Origin of the sequence: Kocuria salina, assembly GCF_013368965.1 — a bacterium.
GTDB lineage: Bacteria > Actinomycetota > Actinomycetes > Actinomycetales > Micrococcaceae > Kocuria > Kocuria rosea.
The window spans coordinates 210,232-227,887 of sequence record NZ_SSSF01000003.1 but is presented as its reverse complement, the minus strand read 5'-3'; the positions used below and the strand labels follow the sequence as shown (position 1 = coordinate 227,887).

17 protein-coding genes are annotated in these 17,656 nt (G+C 74.5%); 12 read left to right on the top strand and 5 right to left on the bottom strand.

Annotated elements, in window-relative coordinates:
* Window positions 1–28: 28 nt before the first annotated feature.
* Window positions 29–841, bottom strand: coding sequence for an IclR family transcriptional regulator (locus E7Z53_RS07800; protein WP_255219483.1), 813 nt, complete (start codon window positions 839–841; stop codon window positions 29–31).
* Between the two features lie 114 nt (window positions 842–955).
* Here E7Z53_RS07800 and leuC point away from each other — a divergent pair, with 114 nt between their 5' ends.
* The 6 genes from leuC to E7Z53_RS07770 all read left to right on the top strand — a co-directional run bounded on the left by leuC (window position 956) and on the right by E7Z53_RS07770 (window position 7,575).
* On the top strand, window positions 956–2,458 hold the full coding sequence (gene leuC, locus E7Z53_RS07795; RefSeq protein WP_035928931.1) for a 3-isopropylmalate dehydratase large subunit: 1,503 nt from the start codon (window positions 956–958) through the stop codon (window positions 2,456–2,458).
* 32 nt (window positions 2,459–2,490) lie between these two features.
* Entirely contained in the window at window positions 2,491–3,090 is a 600-nt protein-coding gene (gene leuD, locus E7Z53_RS07790) for a 3-isopropylmalate dehydratase small subunit (protein WP_017833194.1), read from the top strand.
* Window positions 3,091–3,262: 172 nt separating this feature from the next.
* Entirely contained in the window at window positions 3,263–4,579 is a 1,317-nt protein-coding gene (gene murA, locus E7Z53_RS07785; RefSeq protein WP_095651676.1) for a UDP-N-acetylglucosamine 1-carboxyvinyltransferase, read from the top strand.
* Window positions 4,580–4,592: 13 nt separating this feature from the next.
* Window positions 4,593–5,342 carry a lysophospholipid acyltransferase family protein gene (locus E7Z53_RS07780; protein WP_017833192.1) on the top strand — a complete coding sequence of 250 codons (750 nt, stop codon included), beginning with the start codon at window positions 4,593–4,595 and terminating at the stop codon, window positions 5,340–5,342.
* Window positions 5,339–6,460 (top strand): NAD(P)H-dependent glycerol-3-phosphate dehydrogenase, encoded by a 1,122-nt coding sequence (locus E7Z53_RS07775; RefSeq protein ID WP_052133052.1) that lies wholly within the window; start codon window positions 5,339–5,341, stop codon window positions 6,458–6,460. The genes E7Z53_RS07780 and E7Z53_RS07775 overlap by 4 nt, the downstream gene beginning before the upstream one ends.
* Window positions 6,457–7,575 (top strand): D-alanine--D-alanine ligase family protein, encoded by a 1,119-nt coding sequence (locus E7Z53_RS07770; protein WP_017833190.1) that lies wholly within the window; start codon window positions 6,457–6,459, stop codon window positions 7,573–7,575. The genes E7Z53_RS07775 and E7Z53_RS07770 overlap by 4 nt, the downstream gene beginning before the upstream one ends.
* A gap of 34 nt (window positions 7,576–7,609) precedes the next feature.
* Here the strand turns inward: E7Z53_RS07770 and E7Z53_RS07765 are convergent, their stop codons facing one another.
* Both E7Z53_RS07765 and E7Z53_RS07760 read right to left on the bottom strand, forming a co-directional pair.
* Window positions 7,610–8,212 carry a class F sortase gene (locus E7Z53_RS07765; protein WP_017833189.1) on the bottom strand — a complete coding sequence of 201 codons (603 nt, stop codon included), beginning with the start codon at window positions 8,210–8,212 and terminating at the stop codon, window positions 7,610–7,612.
* 108 nt (window positions 8,213–8,320) lie between these two features.
* Complete coding sequence (locus tag E7Z53_RS07760; RefSeq protein WP_176337514.1) at window positions 8,321–9,046, bottom strand: hypothetical protein; 726 nt, start codon at window positions 9,044–9,046, stop codon at window positions 8,321–8,323.
* A 479-nt stretch (window positions 9,047–9,525) separates the two neighbouring features.
* Between E7Z53_RS07760 and E7Z53_RS07755 the strand changes: the two genes are divergently transcribed.
* Window positions 9,526–10,323 (top strand): ABC transporter ATP-binding protein, encoded by a 798-nt coding sequence (locus tag E7Z53_RS07755; protein WP_176337513.1) that lies wholly within the window; start codon window positions 9,526–9,528, stop codon window positions 10,321–10,323.
* Window positions 10,320–11,600: an ABC transporter permease gene (locus tag E7Z53_RS07750; RefSeq protein ID WP_035928937.1), complete on the top strand. Its 1,281-nt coding sequence runs from the start codon at window positions 10,320–10,322 to the stop codon at window positions 11,598–11,600. Before E7Z53_RS07755 ends, E7Z53_RS07750 begins: the two co-directional genes overlap by 4 nt.
* 31 nt (window positions 11,601–11,631) lie before the next feature.
* Here the strand turns inward: E7Z53_RS07750 and E7Z53_RS07745 are convergent, their stop codons facing one another.
* Window positions 11,632–11,937, bottom strand: coding sequence for a DUF4193 domain-containing protein (locus tag E7Z53_RS07745; RefSeq protein ID WP_017833185.1), 306 nt, complete (start codon window positions 11,935–11,937; stop codon window positions 11,632–11,634).
* 141 nt (window positions 11,938–12,078) lie between these two features.
* Window positions 12,079–12,570 (bottom strand): DUF3515 family protein, encoded by a 492-nt coding sequence (locus tag E7Z53_RS07740; protein WP_017833184.1) that lies wholly within the window; start codon window positions 12,568–12,570, stop codon window positions 12,079–12,081.
* Window positions 12,571–12,634: 64 nt separating this feature from the next.
* Here E7Z53_RS07740 and thiL point away from each other — a divergent pair, with 64 nt between their 5' ends.
* From thiL to rsmD, 4 genes are read left to right on the top strand one after another with little or no spacing between them, the layout of a single operon-like run.
* Window positions 12,635–13,738 (top strand): thiamine-phosphate kinase, encoded by a 1,104-nt coding sequence (gene thiL / locus E7Z53_RS07735; RefSeq protein ID WP_217905563.1) that lies wholly within the window; start codon window positions 12,635–12,637, stop codon window positions 13,736–13,738.
* Window positions 13,728–14,687, top strand: a complete 960-nt coding sequence (locus E7Z53_RS07730) for a DAK2 domain-containing protein (protein ID WP_313960165.1) — start codon at window positions 13,728–13,730, stop codon at window positions 14,685–14,687. Before thiL ends, E7Z53_RS07730 begins: the two co-directional genes overlap by 11 nt.
* A 12-nt stretch (window positions 14,688–14,699) precedes the next feature.
* Window positions 14,700–16,997: an ATP-dependent DNA helicase RecG gene (locus E7Z53_RS07725; protein ID WP_176337512.1), complete on the top strand. Its 2,298-nt coding sequence runs from the start codon at window positions 14,700–14,702 to the stop codon at window positions 16,995–16,997.
* Between the two features lie 50 nt (window positions 16,998–17,047).
* Entirely contained in the window at window positions 17,048–17,647 is a 600-nt protein-coding gene (rsmD, locus tag E7Z53_RS07720; RefSeq protein ID WP_017833180.1) for a 16S rRNA (guanine(966)-N(2))-methyltransferase RsmD, read from the top strand.
* The last annotated feature ends 9 nt before the right edge of the window (window positions 17,648–17,656 follow it).

The following is a 17,656-nucleotide window of genomic DNA, read 5'->3' as shown; positions in this document are numbered from 1 at the left end:
CGGCAGGGCGGGGCCCGCCGGCGCCCGGCTACTGGGTGGTGGCCCGGACCGCCTCCGTGAGCTGGCGCGCGGCCTGCACCACGACCTCGGCGTGCAGCCGGCCCGGCTGGCGGGTGAGCCGTTCGATCGGTCCGGAGATCGACACCGCGGCGATCACCCGGCCCGAGGGTCCGCGCACCGGGGCCGAGACGGAGGCGATGCCCGGTTCGCGCTCGCCCAGCGACTGCGCCCAGCCCCGGCGGCGCACCCCGGCCAGCACGGTCGCGGAGAACCGCGCGTGGCGCAGGCCCTCGAGCAGGCGGTCGTGGTCCTCCCACGCGACGAGCACCTGCGCGGCGGAGCCCGCCTTCATCGACAGCTGCGTGCCCACCGGGATCGTGTCCCGCAGCCCGATCGGCCGCTCGGCGGAGGCCACGCACACGCGCCAGTCGCCCTGCCGGCGGAAGATCTGCGCGGACTCCCCGGTGGCGTCCCGCAGGTTCATCAGGACGGGGCCGGCGGCCGCGATCAGGCGGTCCTCGCCGGCCGCGGACGCCAGCTCCACGAGCCGGGAGCCGAGCACGAACCGGCCCTGGATGTCCCGTCCCACGAACCGGTGGTGGGCCAGTGCCACGGCCAGCCGGTGCACGGTGGGCCGGGCGAGGCCCGTGGCGCTCACCAGCTGGGCCAGCGTCGCCGGCCCCGCCTCGAGGGCGTCGAGGATCATCGCGGCCTTGTCGACCACCCCCACCCCGCTGGGCGCGGTGGTCGCGGTCAGCGCGAGCGACTCCCCGGTGCCCTGCCCGCCCAGCGGCGTGCCGAGCGGGGCGCCGGACGGATCCATGTGTCCAGATGTGTCCATGCACTGATACTGACGTCTCAGAATGTGAGAAGCAAGCCCGAAAGCTGGCCCGTCGCGAGCCGGGCGCCGACCATGGAGGAAACACGTTGCACAGGCAGCACGGAAGGATCCGCCATGCCGGACTACCAGTCCTCGACCCCCTCCACGACCTCCGCCGCACCCTCCGGGCCCCGGGGCGGGCGCACCCTCGCCGAGAAGGTCTGGGCGGACCACCTCGTGCGCCAGGGCGAGGACGGGCGACCGGACCTGCTCTACATCGACCTCCACCTGCTCCACGAGGTCACCTCGCCGCAGGCCTTCGAGGGGCTGCGCCTGGCGGGCCGCCCGCTGCGCCGGCCCGAGCTCACGATCGCCACCGAGGACCACAACACGCCCACGCAGGACATCTTCTCCCGCATCGCCGACGACACGTCCCGCAAGCAGATCGAGACCCTGCGGGCCAACTGCGCCGAGTTCGGCGTGCGCCTGCACCCGCTCGGGGACGCCGAGCAGGGCATCGTGCACGTGGTGGGCCCCCAGCTGGGCCTCACCCAGCCCGGGATGACCGTGGTCTGCGGCGACTCCCACACCTCCACCCACGGCGCGTTCGGGGCCCTGGCCTTCGGCATCGGCACCTCCGAGGTCGAGCACGTGATGGCCACCCAGACGCTGCCGCTCGCCCCGTTCCGGACCATGGCCATCAACGTCGAGGGCACGCTGCGCCCGGGGGTGTCCGCCAAGGACATCATCCTGGCCGTGATCGCCAAGATCGGCACCGGCGGCGGACAGGGCTACGTCCTGGAGTACCGGGGCTCGGCCATCCGCGCCCTGTCCATGGAGGCTCGGATGACCATCTGCAACATGTCGATCGAGGCCGGCGCCCGCGCGGGCATGATCGCCCCCGACGACACCACGTTCGACTACGTCCAGGGCCGCCCGCACGCGCCGCAGGGCGCCGACTGGGACGCGGCCGTCGAGTACTGGCGGACCCTGCGCACCGACGAGGACGCCGTCTTCGACGCCGAGGTCTTCCTCGACGCGGACGAGCTCGAGCCGTTCGTCACCTGGGGCACCAACCCCGGCCAGGGCGTCCCCCTGTCCCAGGCCGTCCCCGACCCCGAGGACATCGGGGACGAGAACGACAAGGCCAACGCCCGCCGGGCCCTCGAGTACATGGGCCTGGCCGCCGGCACCCCGATGAAGGAGATCCCGGTGGACACCGTCTTCCTGGGCTCCTGCACCAACTCCCGGATCGAGGACCTGCGGGCGGCGGCGGAGATCGTCAAGGGCCGCGCCAAGGCGCAGAACGTCCGGATGATGGTGGTGCCGGGCTCGGCCAAGGTGCGGCTGCAGGCCGAGGCCGAGGGCCTGGACCGGGTGTTCAAGGACTTCGGCGCGGACTGGCGCTTCGCGGGCTGCTCGATGTGCCTGGGCATGAACCCGGACCAGCTCGCCCCCGGCGAGCGGTGCGCCTCGACGTCGAACCGCAACTTCGAGGGCCGGCAGGGCAAGGGCGGGCGCACCCACCTCGTCTCGCCCGTGGTGGCCGCCGCCACCGCGGTGCGCGGCACGCTGTCCTCCCCGTCCGACCTCGAGCCCGCCGGCGCCCCCACGGATCTCGCGTCCGCCGGCGCCTGAGCCCTCGACCCGAAGCCCAGAAAGGCCCTGCCATGGAGAAGTTCACCACCCACCGGGGTGTCGGCGTCCCGCTGCGCCAGTCCAACGTGGACACCGACCAGATCATCCCGGCCGTCTACCTCAAGCGGATCACCAAGACCGGCTTCGAGGACGCCCTGTTCGCCGCCTGGCGCAAGAACGAGGACTTCGTGCTCAACCGGGAGCCGTACCGGCACGGCTCCGTGCTGGTGGCCGGGCCCGACTTCGGCACCGGCTCCTCCCGGGAGCACGCGGTGTGGGCGCTGCGCGACTACGGCTTCCAGGCCGTCATCTCCTCCCGGTTCGCGGACATCTTCCGCGGCAACTCGGGCAAGCAGGGGCTGCTGGCCGCGCAGGTCGACCAGGCGGACGTCGAGCTGCTGTGGAAGCTGATCGAGGAGCACCCCGGCACCGAGATCGAGGTCGACCTCGAGTCCCGCACGGTGACGTGCGACACGGTGACGGTGCCGTTCACGATCGACGACTACACGCGCTGGCGCCTCATGGAGGGCCTCGACGACATCGGGCTCACCCTCCAGCGCGAGGAGGACATCGCCGCGTTCGAGGCGGGCCGTCCCGCCTTCAAGCCGACCACGCTGCCCGCCCGCACCTGACCCCGTCACGCCCGGCACGGCCCGGCGGAGCCTCCCACGGCCCGCCGGGCCGTCGTGCTGTCCCGGACACGCACGACGCCCGCCCCTGTGCGGGGGCCCGCGCCGGGGAACCTACACTGTACGGGTGCCGCTCCCGCTCGGGGGTGGCCCGGCAACAGCAGATCGGAAGGTCATGAGCAGCGCACTGCACATCACGGGCGGAATCCCCCTGTCCGGGCAGGTCACCGTGCGAGGTGCCAAGAACCTCGTCCCCAAGGCCATGGTGGCCGCCCTCCTGGGCTCCACACCGTCCGTCCTGGAGAACGTGCCCCAGATCAAGGACGTCCAGGTCGTCACCAACCTGCTGGCGCTGCACGGGGTCGACGTGGGGCGCGAGGACGGCCGGCTGTCCCTGGACCCCTGCAACGTCACCACGGCGCGGCACGCGGACATCGACGCCCACGCCGGGGACTCGCGGATCCCGATCCTGCTGTGCGGGCCCCTGCTGCACGCCATCGGCGAGGCGTTCATCCCCGACCTCGGCGGGTGCAAGATCGGCGACCGGCCCATCAACTACCACCTCGACGTGCTGCGCCACTTCGGCGCCCGTGTCGAGAAGCTGGAGTCCGGGATCCGGATGAGCGCCCCGCACGGCCTGCACGGCGCCAAGGTGGAGCTGCCCTACCCCTCGGTCGGCGCGACCGAGCAGGTGCTGCTCACCGCCACCCGGGCCGACGGCCACACCGAGCTGCGCGGCGCCGCCACCGAGCCCGAGATCATGGACCTCATCGCGATCCTGCAGAAGATGGGCGCCATCATCACCGTCCAGACCGACCGGGTGATCCGCATCGAGGGCGTCCCCGAGCTCACCGGCTACCGGCACCGGGCCATGCCGGACCGCATCGAGGCCGCCTCCTGGGGCTCCGCCGCGCTCGCCACCGGCGGCGACATCTTCGTGGCCGGGGCCCGGCAGTCCGACATGATGACCTTCCTCAACACGTTCCGCAAGATCGGCGGGGGCCTCGACATCCGGGAGGAGGGCATCCGCTTCTACCACCCCGGCGGGGACCTCAACCCGCTCATCGTGGAGACCGACGTCCACCCCGGCTTCATGACCGACTGGCAGCAGCCGCTCGTGGTCGCCCTGACCCAGGCCACGGGCGTGTCCATCGTGCACGAGACCGTCTACGAGAACCGCTTCGGCTTCACCGCCGCCCTCAACCGGATGGGGGCCACGATCCAGCTGCACCGCGAGTGCCTGGGCTCCGTGCCGTGCCGCTTCGGCCAGCGCAACTTCGTGCACTCGGCCGTGATCTCCGGGCCCACCCCGCTGCAGGCCTCCGAGATCAACATCCCCGACCTCCGCGGCGGCTTCTCCCACCTCATCGCGGCGATGGCCGCCGAGGGCACGTCCCACGTCACCGGCGTGGAGCTCATCGAGCGCGGCTACGAGCACTTCACCGACAAGCTGACGGGGCTCGGGGCGTCCTTCGAGCTCGACGGCGAGTGAGCCGGGCCCGCCGATGAGCCGCACCTCGAACCGCCGCCTGTTCCGCGTGCTCGCGGGCGTCGTCAAGCCGGCCTACCGGCTGGCGGCCCGGCTGCGCTGGACGGGGGAGGAGCACCTGCCCGCCGAGGGCGGGTTCATCGTGGTGCCCAACCACCTCACCGAGCTCGACCCCCTGACGGTCGCGATCACGCTCTACGACAACGGGATCATGCCGCGGTTCCTGGCGAAGGAGTCCCTGTTCCGCGCCCCCGGGGTGGGGACGGTGCTCCGGGCCACCGGCCAGGTCCCCGTGCTGCGCGGCACGGCCGACGCCGCGGCGGCGCTCACGGCCGCCCGCGCCGAGCTCGCCTCCGGCGGCGCCGTGGTGATCTACCCCGAGGGCACCCTCACCCGGGACCCCGACCGGTGGCCGATGACCGGGCACACGGGCGCCGCGCGCCTGGCCCTCGCGACCGGGGCCCCGGTGGTCCCGGTGGCGCACTGGGGGGACCAGGAGGTCCTCGACCACGACCGCTCCACCGGCCGGCGCACGGTCAGCCTGTTCCCCCGGAAGGACGTGCGCGTGCGGATCGGCCCGCCCGTGGACCTCACCCCGTGGCGGGACGACGTCCCCGACCTGACCCATCCGGTGGGCCGCCATGCGGCGCGGCTCGAGGACGCCACCGACGCCGTCATGCGCGCCGTGACCCGGGAGCTCGCGGTGCTGCGCGGCACGGACGCGCCGGCAGTCCTCTGGGACCGGCGCCGGGGAGGCCGCCTGTGACGCCCCCCGAGACCGCCGCGGCCCCTGCCGGCGGCCTGCCCGCCGCCGGGCCGCGGAGGATCGCCGTGCTGGGCGCCGGGTCCTGGGGCACGACCTTCGCCAAGATCCTCGCCGACAGCGCCCGCGAGTCCGCCCACGCCCGGGCCGAGCCGATCGGGCGGACCGTGGCCCTGTGGGGACGCAGCTCCCCCGCGATGGACCACACCGCGCGCACCCGCGTCAACGACCGCTACGTGCCCGGCATCCGGCTGCCCGAGCGCCTGGAGATCACCGCCGACCTCGCCGCCGCCGTGCGCGGCGCGGACCTCGTGGTCCTCGCCGTGCCCGCCCAGTCCCTGCGCGCCCAGCTGACCGCCGTGGCCGGACACCTCGAGCGCGACGCCGTGGTGCTGTCCCTCGCCAAGGGGCTCGAGCGGGACACGGGGCTGCGGATGAGCGAGGTCGTCGCCGAGGAGCTGGGGCGGGCCACCGGGCTGGGCCCCCGGCACTGGCGGGCGCGCACGTGCGTGCTGTCCGGGCCCAACCTGGCCATGGAGATCGCCGAGGAGCAGCCCACGGCCTCCGTCGTGGCGGCCCCCGCCACGGACCTGGCCACCTGGGTGGCCCACGCCTGCCGGACCCGCTACTTCCGCCCCTACACGAACACGGACGTGGTGGGCACCGAGATCGGCGGCGTCGTCAAGAACGTCATCGCCCTCGGGGTGGGCATCGCCGACGGCCGCCACTTCGGGGAGAACTCGAAGGCCTCCATCATCACCCGCGGGCTCGCCGAGACGACCCGGCTCGCGCTCGCCCTCGGCGGGAGGCTGGAGACCCTCTCCGGCCTCGCCGGACTGGGCGACCTCGTGGCCACCTGCTCCTCCCCGCTGTCCCGCAACCGCACCGCGGGCCGGCTCCTCGGCCTGGGCCTCACCCCGGCGGAGGTCCAGGAGGAGATGACCCAGACCGCCGAGGGCATCAAGTCCGCCCCCGCCGTGCTCGCCCTGGCCCGCCGCCACGGCGTGGACATGCCCATCACCGAGGCCGTCGTGGCCATCCTCCGCGAGGAGATCACCATCGACGACGTGGCCCCGCTCCTGCTGGGCCGCGAGATCAAATCCGAAGGGACCGCCCCATGACCCCCCGCCCCTGCGTCGCCGTGCTGTTCGGCGGACGCTCCAGCGAGCACTCCATCTCCCTCATCACCGCCCTCGGGGTCCTGCGCGCCATCGACCGGGACAAGTGGGACGTGGTGACCGTCGGCATCGCCACCTCCGGCGAGTGGTTCCTCTGCCCGCAGGAGGAGCTGGAGGCGCTGCTGGACGCGAACCCGATCGCGGAGCTGCCCGTGGGCGACGAGCTCGTGAGCCTGCCGCTGAAGGTCGGGGAGAGCGAGCTCATCGTGCGCCAGGACGGTCCCTGCGGGCAGACCGTCAGCCGGGACCGGCACATCGACGTGGTGCTGCCCCTGCTGCACGGGCCCTTCGGCGAGGACGGCACCCTGCAGGGTCTGCTCGAGCTCGCCGACCTGCGCTACGTGGGCTGCGGGGTCACGGCCTCGGCGGTGGGGATGGACAAGCACTTCATGAAGCTCGCCTTCGAGGCGGCGGGCCTGGCGGTGGGCCCCTACACCGTGGTGACCGACCGGCAGTGGGCCGTGGACCCCCAGGACGTGCGCGAGCGCATCGCCGCGCTGGGCTTCCCCGTGTTCGTCAAGCCCGCCCGGGCGGGGTCCTCCTTCGGCATCACGAAGGTGGAGCGCGCCGAGGATCTGGACGCCGCGATCGAGACCGCCCGCGAGCACGACCGCAAGCTGGTGGTCGAGGCGGGGATCGTGGGGCGGGAGATCGAGTGCGCCGTCCTCCAGGGCCGCGGGACCGCCGCCGCCCGGACCTCCATGCCCGGCGAGATCGAGATCGTCGACGAGCACGCGTTCTACGACTTCGAGGCGAAGTACGTCTCCCAGGCCTCCGCGCGGCTCAGCTGCCCCGCGGACCTGCCGCAGGAGGCGATCGGGACGATCCGCCGCAGCGCCGTGACCGCGTTCGAGGCGCTGGACGGGGAGGGCCTGTGCCGGGCCGACTTCTTCTACACCCCCGACGGGCGGGTGGTCATCAACGAGATCAACACGATGCCCGGTTTCACACCGATCTCGATGTACCCCCGGATGTGGGCCGCCTCCGGGCTCGACTACGCCGAGCTGATCGACGAGCTCCTGGGCCTCGCCCTGGAACGGCCGGTCGGGCTGCGCTGAGCCGCGGCACGCCACCGGGGGCGGAGCCCCCGGCTCACGCAGCGGGCGACGCGGTGACGACGACGTTCTTGCCGACCGCGTCCTGGGTGTAGCAGCTGATCAGGACGATGCGGTTCGGGACGATCCGCCAGATCTCGCTGTCCTTCAGCGTGTCCTTCTCGTAGGTGGTCACCGAGTCCACCACGTAGTCGAGGGTCCCGTCCACGGTCTCGACCTCGAGCTCCTCCCCGACCAGGGTCGGGTCGCTCAGCTTGTTGAAGGGCAGCTCCACCTTGTCGTAGCTGTGCCCCGCGATGTACGTGGTGTTCGTCGACCCCTCGCCGGGCATCCCGTACGGCGTGAGCCGGTAGCCGCTGTAGGTCTGCGGAGGCACGAGCGAGCCGCCCTCGAGGTCCTCGTCGGTCGGGTCGTAGGGGAGCACGTCGGCGTCGAAGCCGACCGAGTCTATGCTCAGGCGCACCGGCGACGCCGCGGCCGGCACGTGCCCCAGGAGGTGCTGGGCGAGGAACCACTGGTTCATGAGCGCCACCCACAGCACGGCCGCGCACAGCGTCACCACCGCCGCCCGCCGGACCAGGGGATCCCTCTCCTCGGCCGGGACGGGGCGCGGCGGTCCCGCCACGGTGCTCGTTGCCATGCTGTGCTGTCCTCCTCCGACCTGACCTGTTCTCCGACCCGGCGCGTTCCGCCGGGGTCGGTGCCGTGCCGGCGCCGCCCCGCGGGCACCACCGGCACGGCACGCGGCTCAGGCGCCGCTGCGCCCGAGCCTCCGGGCCCGGTACGCGAGCGCACCGGGAAGGGCCACTGCCGCCGCGAGCAGCGCCGTGAGCAGGCCGGCGCCGGCCGCCTGCCCCATCGGTGCCGCGGTGAGGCGGGTGTCCACGTTGAGCCCCGCGTTCGCGGCCCCGGCGGCGGCCTCCTGGGGCGCGAGCTCCGGGACCACCTCCTGCTGGACCGCGGCTGCGGCCGGCGCGGCGGGTGCCGCGTCGGACAGCGCCGGTGCCTCCGGCGCCACGTCGGCCACGAACGGAGCCGGCGCCTCCGCCGGTGCGGGCAGGACCTCCTCGGCGGCCGGCACGTCCACGGGCGCGGCGGCCGGCACGTCCACGGGCGCGGCAGCCGGGACGTCCACGGGCGCGGCGACCGGGACGTCCGCGAGGGCCGCGGCCGGCAGCTCGGGCGCCGCCACGTCGGCGACGACCGGTGCGGGCTCGGCGACCGGGACCTCCGCCGGTGCGGGCGGAGCCGCCTCGGCGACCAGGACCTCGGCGACCGGGACGTCCGCGGGCACCGCGGCCGGCAGCTCCGCCACGGCACCGGCCACCTCGGTGGATGCGGCCGCGCCCGGTGGGGCGTCGACCGGCGGGGCGTCGTCAGGTGCCGCGACGGCCGCCGGGACGCCCAGGAACAGGCCCCCCACCAGCACGGTCGCCGAGGCACCGGCAACAGCCAGTCTTCTCGTAGTTGTCATGTCGATGCGTCTCCTGTACTCCGTAGTCGGCCCGGGCCCACCCCAGGACCGCCAGCGCGCCGCACGGCCCCACCGGGGTCCTTGCCGCGCCCCCGCGCGGACGGACCCCCGTCACGTCGTGCCGCTCGTCGTTCGGCGCGGACGGGGCGTGCGCCCGTCCCCCGGAGCCGGAACCCCCTGCCGAAGAACAGCTGTGCTGTTAACTATCGTCCACATCCCGGCATTAGCAAGGGTGAACTGTTACGTGACGGGAGGAGTCCCGGCCTGCAGCACCGGACCCGGCGAGCGCCTCCGGCCCCTCGTGACCGGTCCGCCGGGGGTGTCCTCCGCAGCCGTCCCGGTCCGCGCGGGGCATGGGACAGCACTAGTGGGGACACGGATCGGGTCGCCGCCACCATTCGCTTGCGCACATGATGGGGGAGGGACGTGGTCCCGCGGCGGCCGTCCGGGGGGACGGTCGCCCCGACAGGGGGAATTCGATGACGTCCGCGGTGCTCGAGGCCGAGAACCTGGTCAAGATCCACGGCCGGGGGGACACCCGTTTCGCCGCGCTGCGGGGCGTGGACCTGCGCATCCGGCACGGGGAGTCCGTCGCCGTCGTCGGGAAGTCCGGCTCGGGCAAGTCGACCCTGATGCACCTTCTCGCGCTGCTCGACGCGCCCACCCGCGGCACGGTGTCCCTGGACGGCAGGCCGGCGGCGTCGATGACGGCCCGTGAGCTCAACGAGACGCGCAACGCCGCGTTCGGGTTCGTGTTCCAGCAGTTCTACCTGACCCCGGACCAGACGGTCCTGGAGAACGTGGTGCTTCCGCTGCGCATCGCCGGGGTCCGCCCCGCAGCGCGCCGGCGCCGCGCCCTGGACGTGCTGGAGCGCCTGGACGTGGCGGAGAAGGCCTCCAGCCGTGCCGCCGACCTGTCGGGCGGGCAGAAGCAGCGGGTCGCGATCGCCCGGGCCCTGGTCAACGACCCCTCCGTGATCTTCGCCGACGAGCCCACGGGCAACCTCGACTCGGCCACCGGCGCGGTGGTCCAGGACCTCCTGCTCGAGCTCCACCGGGAGCGCGGCATCACCCTCGTCGTCGTCACCCACGACGAGGACCTCGCCCGGCGCTGCGGACGCCAGGTGCACCTGCACGACGGTCTCGTCGTGGACGCCCCCGCACCCCGGCAGGCCCCCGCCGCCGGAGCGGACGCCGCAGGAGGGGACGCCGCCGGAGGGGACGACGCCGGCGCGGACGACGAGGTCGTCGTCGGAGCGGTCGGAGGTGCCCGGTGAGGTGGTCCGACCTGCTGGCCTCGGCGGTCGCCAACACCGCGCGCGCCAGGATCCGCGCCACCCTGACCGTGCTCGCCGTCTTCATCGGTGCGTTCGCCCTGACCCTCACCTCCGGCATGGGCACCGGGGTGAACCGGTACATCGACGACACCGTGGCGGCGTTCGGCGACGCCGACGCGCTCTACGTCCAGAAGTCGCAGCCCCTCATCGAGCTGTCCTCGACCTCGGGCCCGCGGGAGTACGACCCGGACACCACCCGGATCCGCACGGGGTTCGGCGTGTCCTTCGAAGGGCTGACACCCGAGGACATCGAGGTCATCGAGGACCTGGACGGGGTGCGCTCCGTCAAGCCGATGTACTCCGTGGCCCCCACCTACCTGGAGGCCGCCGACGGCAGCCGGTTCCAGCTCTCCCCGGGGATCCCCGTCGACGCCGTGGGCCTGCAGATGGTGGCCGGCGGAGCGCCCGCCGCGGGCCGGGACGAGATCGCGGTGCCCGACAGCTGGGTCGCCGACCTGGGCTTCTCCTCCGCGCAGGAGGCCGTCGGGGGCCGCGTCGACGTGGTCATGACCAACATGGCGGAGCAGGACCGGGCGTTCCCCGCCACGATCTCCGGGGTGACGCAGGCCAGTCTCGTCGGGACCTCCCTGAACCCCATCCCGTCGGACACGTTCAACGAGCGGCTCTACGACTACCAGGTCAGCGGCGTCCCGGAGGAGGTCCCGGAGAGCTTCGCGATGGCCACGGTCACGGTCGAGGACATGGCCCTGGCCCCCGGGATCCAGGCGCGGCTGGAGGAGCAGGACATGCTCGGGCTCACCGTGGAGGACCAGCTCGGCATGTTCCGCGCCGTCATCAACGCCATCGTGTGGATCCTCAACGCCTGCGCCGTCATCGCGCTCGTGGCCGCCGGGCTCGGCATCGTCAACACCCTGCTGATGTCGGTCCAGGAGCGGACCCGGGAGATCGGCCTGATGAAGGCCATGGGCATGAGCGGGGGCAGGGTCTTCGGCCTGTTCTCCCTCGAGGCCGTCTTCATCGGGTTCCTCGGGGCGGTCGTCGGCGCCGTCACGGGCGTCGTCGGCGGCTCGGCCCTGAGCGGGGCGCTGGCCGACGGGTTCCTGTCCGGGCTGCCGGGGCTGTCGCTGTTCGCGTTCGAGTCGTGGCGGGTGGCTCTGATCGTGCTCTCGGTCATGGGGATCGCGTTCCTGGCCGGGACGATCCCCGCCGTCCGGGCCGCGCGGAAGGACCCCATCGCCTCCCTGCGCCACGAGTGACCGGGCGGGCCCGGGGTGGGTGCCGCGGCCGTCAGCCCTCGCACTCGATGCAGTACCGGGCGCCGTCCTGCTCGCGGGCGAGCTGGCTGCGGTGGCGGACCAGGAAGCAGGACATGCAGGTGAACTCGTCGTCCTGCTCGGGCACCACCTGGATGAGCAGCTCCTCCTGGGACAGGTCCGCCCCCGGCAGGTCGATGCCCTCCGCCGTGTCCGAGTCGTCGACGTCGATCGCCGGGCTCTGCGCGGTGGCGCTGCGCTGCGCCTGGATCACCTCGAGGGACTCGTTGGCGGGCTCGTCCTCGGGCTTGACGCGGGGCTCGTCGTAATCGGTGGCCACGGATGTGCCTCCTTCTGGCGTGGTGGTGGGGCGCGGTGGGCTCGCGCGCGTGTCCACGCCACAACCGGGCGGGGCACGGGCCTATTCCCGAGCCCCGGGACGTCCCGTGGGAGGGGACGGACTCCTCCGTCCGGCCCCGGCTCAGAGGCCCTCCACGGTGTCCTGGAGGTCCAGGCACCGGCGCTCGGCGGGGATCTGCTCCACCGCGGAGCCCAGCTCGACCAGCAGGGTGGAGGAGGCCACGGCGGTGCTGTCGAAGACCACCTCGACGGCCGGGTCCCGGCCGTAGGTCGTGGCGGTCCAGGTGCTCCCGTCCTCGTCCTGGCGGATCAGCCAGTCGACGTCGTTGACGGAGGAGCAGGCGTCCGTGGTGGGCCCGGGCGGGGTCACGCCGCACCGCACGACCGCCGCCGTGGGCTCGCCGTAGGCCGTGGTGGCCTGGCTGGTGGTCTCGCGCCTCACGTGCTCGCCGACGGTCTCCGGCATGGCCAGCATCGCCGGGGCGCACCCCGGGTCGGCGGCGTTCTCGGCGGGGTCCACGGTGACGGCGGGGGAGCACCCCGCGAGGACCGCCACCAGGGCTCCCGCCCCCAGCAGGGCACGGGCGGATCGGGACAGGGAGGGCGAGGGCATGCCCCCAGCGTAATCCTCGGGGGCGCCCGTTCCCGCGTCCGGGGCCGTCGTTAGGATGAGCGCCATGACCCGACCCCCAGCGGAGCCGTCCCCCGTGCCCGACGCCCCGCCCGGTCCGGGGCCCACCGTCGGGGAGCTCTCCGAGGCCGAGCTGCTGGCCAGGGTGCTCCCGCTGCTCCTGCGCCCCGCCCCCCGCCCCGGAGCGGACCTGGTGCTGCTCGGCCCCGGCGACGACTGCGCCGTGGTCGCGGCCCCGGACGGGCGGTACGTGATCACCACGGACACCCAGGTGCAGGACCAGGACTTCCGGCTCGCCTGGACCGGCGGCGCGGTCACCACGGGCTACGACACCGGGGTGAAGTGCGCGGCGCAGAACCTCGCCGACGTCGCCGCGATGGGCGCCGTCCCGTCGGCCGCCGTCGTCTCGCTCACCCTGCCGCCGGGCACGCCCGTGTCCTGGCCCGAGGACTTCGCCCGCGGCCTCCTGGCCGGGTTCGAGGCCATGGGCGCGGACCGCTGCGCCGTGGTCGGCGGGGACCTGGGCGCCGGCCGGGAGCTGTCGGTCACCGCCACGGTGACGGGCGACCTCGAGGGCCGGGACCCGGTGCGCCGCTCCGGGGCGGGCGAGGGCGGCACGGTGGCGCTCGCCGGGACCACCGGGCGGGCAGCCGCGGGCGTGGCGCTGCTCGAGGACCGCCGCTACCGGCCCGGCCGGGACGCGCTCCTGGACGGGCTCGCGGCGGCGCAGCTGCGGCCGTGCGCCCCGGTGACCGCCGGCCCCGCGGCCGCCCGCGCCGGCGCCACCGCGATGATCGACCTCTCCGACGGCCTGCTCCGCGACGCCGGGCGGGTCGCTGCCGCCAGCGGCGTCGTCGTGGACCTCGACGGCGCGGCCGTGGCCGGCCTCGCCGAGCCCCTGCGCCCGGCCGCCCGGCTGCTCGGCGCCGACCCCCGCGACTGGGTGCTGACCGGGGGCGAGGACCACGGGCTGCTCGCCGTCTTCCCCCGGGGCGTGCCGCTGCCGGGGATGTTCCGTGCGATAGGCTCGTGTGCGCCCGCGCCCCCCGCGCACGACGACACCCTCCCCCGGGTGCTGCTCGACGGACGAGCGCCGCACCTCGCTCTCGGGCACCCGGTCGGCGAAGGATGGGATCACTTTGAACCATAGGATCGGATCGAACGCGGCCGTCATGCGGCGGTGGCTCGACCTGGCCCACCGTGATCTCGTGCGCCACAGCCCCGTCCTCAACGCCCTCAACGTCTTCCCGGTCGCGGACGCCGACACCGGGACCAACCTCGCGACCACCGTGCGCGCCGCCGCCGAGGCCGCCGCCGTGCTCGAGACCGGCGACGTCGGGGAGCTGCTCTCCCTCGCCGGCCAGGCCGCCCTCGAGGAGGCCCGCGGCAACTCGGGCACCCTGTTCTCCGTCTTCCTCACGGCCGTGGGCCGCTCCCTCGAGGGGAGCACCAGAATGAGCGCCGAGTCCGTCCGGCTGGCCCTGCACGCCGGCCACGTGCGCGCCTGGAGCGTCCTGACGGACCCCGTGGACGGGACCATGCTCTCCGTCCTGGAGGCCGCCGCCGCCGTGCCCGTGCCGCAGGGCGTGGAGGACGGGTCCAACCAGCAGCTCAAGGAGTTCCTGGCCGCCGTCAGCACCGCCGCCCGCGCCGCGGTCCTCGTCACCCCGGACCAGCTCGAGATCCTGCGCGAGACCGGCACGGTCGACGCCGGCGCCCTGGGCATGCTCGTGGTCTTCGACGCCCTGGCCCGCACCGTGGGCGGCGACGACGCCGGCGACGAGAACGCCCTCGACGCGCTGATCGACGCCGCCGCGGCCCGGGCCGCCGGCGCCGGGGACGCCCCGCACACCGTGCACGGCGGCGTGGAGGTGATGTGCACCGTGGAGCTCACCCCGCTGGACGCCGCGGAGCTGCGCCACGAGCTCAGCGAAGTGGGCACCAGCGTGATCATGAGCGCGGTGACCGAGACGGGGGACGGCTACCGCTGGCGCGTGCACGTCCACGTGCCGCGGCCCGAGGACGCCCTCACCGTGATCGGCGCCCGCGGCAAGGCCGTGAACCTCACGGTGACCTCCCTCTCGGAGGCGGACGGATGAGGCACCCCTGAGATGACCCCGACCCACGGCGGCGGGGCGTTCCCCGACCCGGTCTCCGAGCTCGACCAGCCGCTGGCCCGGCTGCTGGGGCGGACCACGGCCGACCAGCTGGCCCGGCAGCTCTCGGTGTCCACGATCGGGCAGCTGCTCGACCACTTCCCCCGCCGGTACATGCCGCGGGGCGAGCTCACCCCGTTCTCGGAGCTGCGCATCGACCAGCAGGTCACCATCGTGGCCGAGGTCGTGCACGCCTCCACCCGCCAGATGCGCTCGCGGCGCGGGTCCATCACGGACGTGGTGATCACGGACCGCGTCTCCTCCGACCCGCAGCGGCTCTTCGCGGACGGCGACCCGGGCCCCGGCCGGACGATGCGGCTGAGCTTCTTCAACGCCTGGACCGCCGCCAGGGACCTGCCCCCCGGAACGCACGCCCTGTTCTCCGGGAAGGTCGGGCTGTACAACGGCGGCGTGACCATGACGAACCCGCACTACGCGATCCTCGACCCGGACGCCCCGGAGGCCGGGGAGACCGCCGAGGAGCGGGCGGGCCGGCCCATCCCGATCTACCCGGCCACGGCCAAGCTGACCACGGACAAGATTGCCCGCGCCGTGCACTCGCTGCTGCCCGTCGTGGACTTCGGGGCCGTCCCGGACCCGCTGCCGGACGGGATCCGGGAGCGGGAAGGGCTCATGGGGCTCGAGGAGGCGTACTGGCAGGTCCACCGCCCGAGGGACACCCGGGCGCACGGGGAGGCGCGCCGCCGGTTCCGCTACCAGGAGGCGTTCCTGCTCCAGTGCGCCCTGGCCCGCCGCCGCGCCGAGCTCGCCGCCCACCCCACCACCGCCCGCCCGGGCGTCCCCGCGGGGGTGCTCGCCCGGTTCGACGCCGGGCTGCCCTTCGAGCTCACCGCCGGGCAGCGGACCGTGGGGGAGGAGCTCGCCGCGGAGCTCGCGGGCACCCGCCCCATGAACCGGCTGCTCCAGGGCGACGTCGGCTCGGGCAAGACGCTCGTGGCCCTGCGCGCGATGCTGCAGGTCGTGGACTCCGGCGCGCAGGCCGCGCTGCTGGCCCCCACCGAGGTGCTCGCCGCCCAGCACCACGGCTCCGTGATCCGCTCCCTGGGCCCGCTCGCGCAGGCCGGCCTGCTCGGCGGGGACCCGGACGGCACCCAGGTCGTGCTGCTCACGGGGTCCATGGGCGCCGCGGCGCGCAGGCGGGCCCTGCTGCGGATCGCGTCGGGGGAGGCCGGGATCGTCATCGGCACCCACGCCCTGCTCTCCGAGGTCGTCCAGTTCGCCGACCTCGGACTGGTCGTGGTGGACGAGCAGCACCGCTTCGGCGTCGAGCAGCGCGACCGGCTGCGGGACAAGGCCGGGCGGCCCCCGCACCTGCTGGTGATGACCGCGACCCCCATCCCGCGCACCGTGGCGATGACCGTCTTCGGCGACCTGGACGTCTCCGTCCTCGACGAGCTCCCGGCCGGCCGGCAGCCGATCGCCACCCACACCGTGGGGCTCGTGGAGCACCCGGGCTGGGAGCGGCGCCTGTGGCGGCGCGCCCGGGAGGAGATCGACGCGGGCCGCCAGGTCTACGTGGTCGCGCCCAAGATCGGCGACGACGACGAGCCCCCGCCCCACGCCTCCCTCGCGGAGTCCGCACTCGCGGCGGCCTCCGAGGACGAGGAGTCCGAGGCGACGATGGCGTCCGTCACCTGGCTCGCCGAGCTCGTGGCCGCCGAGCCCGTCCTGGCCGGCGTGCGCGCCGAGGTGCTGCACGGCCGGCTCGACACGGACCGGAAGTCCCGCCTCATGGAGGAGTTCGCGGCCGGGGACGTGCAGCTGCTCGTGTGCACCACCGTGGTCGAGGTCGGCGTGGACGTGCCCAACGCCACGCTGATGATCATCGTCGACGCCGACCGGTTCGGCATCTCCCAGCTGCACCAGCTGCGCGGCCGGATCGGGCGCGGCGGGCACGCCGGGACGTGCCTGCTCGTCACCCGGCGCCCCGCCGAGCACCCGTCGCGGGAGCGGATCGAGGTGGTGGCCGGGTCCACGGACGGCTTCGAGCTGGCCCGGGCGGACCTCGAGCTGCGCCGCGAGGGCGACATCCTCGGCGCCGCGCAGTCCGGCGGCCGCTCCACCCTGCGCCTGCTGCGGGTCCTCGACGACGCCGAGCTCATCGAGCGCGCCCGCCGGGACGCCGTGACGATCCTGGGCGAGGACCCCCAGCTGCTGGAGCACCCCGAACTGGCCGAGGCCATCGAGCGCTACCTCGACCCGGACGCCGAGGCGTTCCTGGACCGGGGCTGAGCCCCCGTGCCGCCGAGCCGCGTGCCGCCGGGCACCCGAGAGGAGCACCCATGAGCAGGATCATCGCCGGGGCCGCCGGGGGGCTGCGCCTGCAGTCCGTGCCGGGCCGGGACACCCGGCCCACCACCGACCGGGTCAAGGAGTCCCTCTTCGCGCGGCTCGAGGCGTGGGGCATGCTCCGGGACGCCAGGGTCCTCGACCTCTTCGCGGGCTCCGGGGCCCTCGGCTGCGAGGCCGCGAGCCGCGGCGCGGCCGCCGTGACCCTCGTGGAGCGGCACGCGGGCGCGGCGCGGGTCTGCCGCGCCAACGCCGCGACGGTCCACCGGGCCCTCGGGCGCGAGGACGTCGTCACGGTCCGGCACGGGGCGGTGGGCGGCTACCTCGCGGATCCCGCCGAGGGGCCGTGGGACCTCGTGCTGGCCGACCCGCCCTACCCCCTGCCGGAGGCGGAGCTCGCCGCGGTCCTCGCCCCGCTGGTGGGCCGGCTGCGGGAGGGCGGGGTGCTCGTGGTCGAGCGCTCCACCCGGTCCCCGGAGCCCGGCTGGCCGGCCGGGCTGCGCCGCTTCGAGCAGAAGCGGCACGGGGAGACCACCGTGTGGTTCGCCGAGACGGACGTCACATCGCCCGCGTCCCCCGGCGCGCCGGACTGACACCTGCGC

Coding starts and splice junctions, on each gene's coding strand:
- E7Z53_RS07800 (WP_255219483.1), bottom strand. CDS start 841: ATGGACACATCTGGACACATGGATCCGTCCGGCGCCCCGCTCGGCACG.
- leuC (WP_035928931.1), top strand. CDS start 956: ATGCCGGACTACCAGTCCTCGACCCCCTCCACGACCTCCGCCGCACCC.
- leuD (WP_017833194.1), top strand. CDS start 2,491: ATGGAGAAGTTCACCACCCACCGGGGTGTCGGCGTCCCGCTGCGCCAG.
- murA (WP_095651676.1), top strand. CDS start 3,263: ATGAGCAGCGCACTGCACATCACGGGCGGAATCCCCCTGTCCGGGCAG.
- E7Z53_RS07780 (WP_017833192.1), top strand. CDS start 4,593: ATGAGCCGCACCTCGAACCGCCGCCTGTTCCGCGTGCTCGCGGGCGTC.
- E7Z53_RS07770 (WP_017833190.1), top strand. CDS start 6,457: ATGACCCCCCGCCCCTGCGTCGCCGTGCTGTTCGGCGGACGCTCCAGC.
- E7Z53_RS07765 (WP_017833189.1), bottom strand. CDS start 8,212: ATGGCAACGAGCACCGTGGCGGGACCGCCGCGCCCCGTCCCGGCCGAG.
- E7Z53_RS07760 (WP_176337514.1), bottom strand. CDS start 9,046: ATGACAACTACGAGAAGACTGGCTGTTGCCGGTGCCTCGGCGACCGTG.
- E7Z53_RS07755 (WP_176337513.1), top strand. CDS start 9,526: ATGACGTCCGCGGTGCTCGAGGCCGAGAACCTGGTCAAGATCCACGGC.
- E7Z53_RS07740 (WP_017833184.1), bottom strand. CDS start 12,570: ATGCCCTCGCCCTCCCTGTCCCGATCCGCCCGTGCCCTGCTGGGGGCG.
- thiL (WP_217905563.1), top strand. CDS start 12,635: ATGACCCGACCCCCAGCGGAGCCGTCCCCCGTGCCCGACGCCCCGCCC.
- E7Z53_RS07725 (WP_176337512.1), top strand. CDS start 14,700: ATGACCCCGACCCACGGCGGCGGGGCGTTCCCCGACCCGGTCTCCGAG.
- rsmD (WP_017833180.1), top strand. CDS start 17,048: ATGAGCAGGATCATCGCCGGGGCCGCCGGGGGGCTGCGCCTGCAGTCC.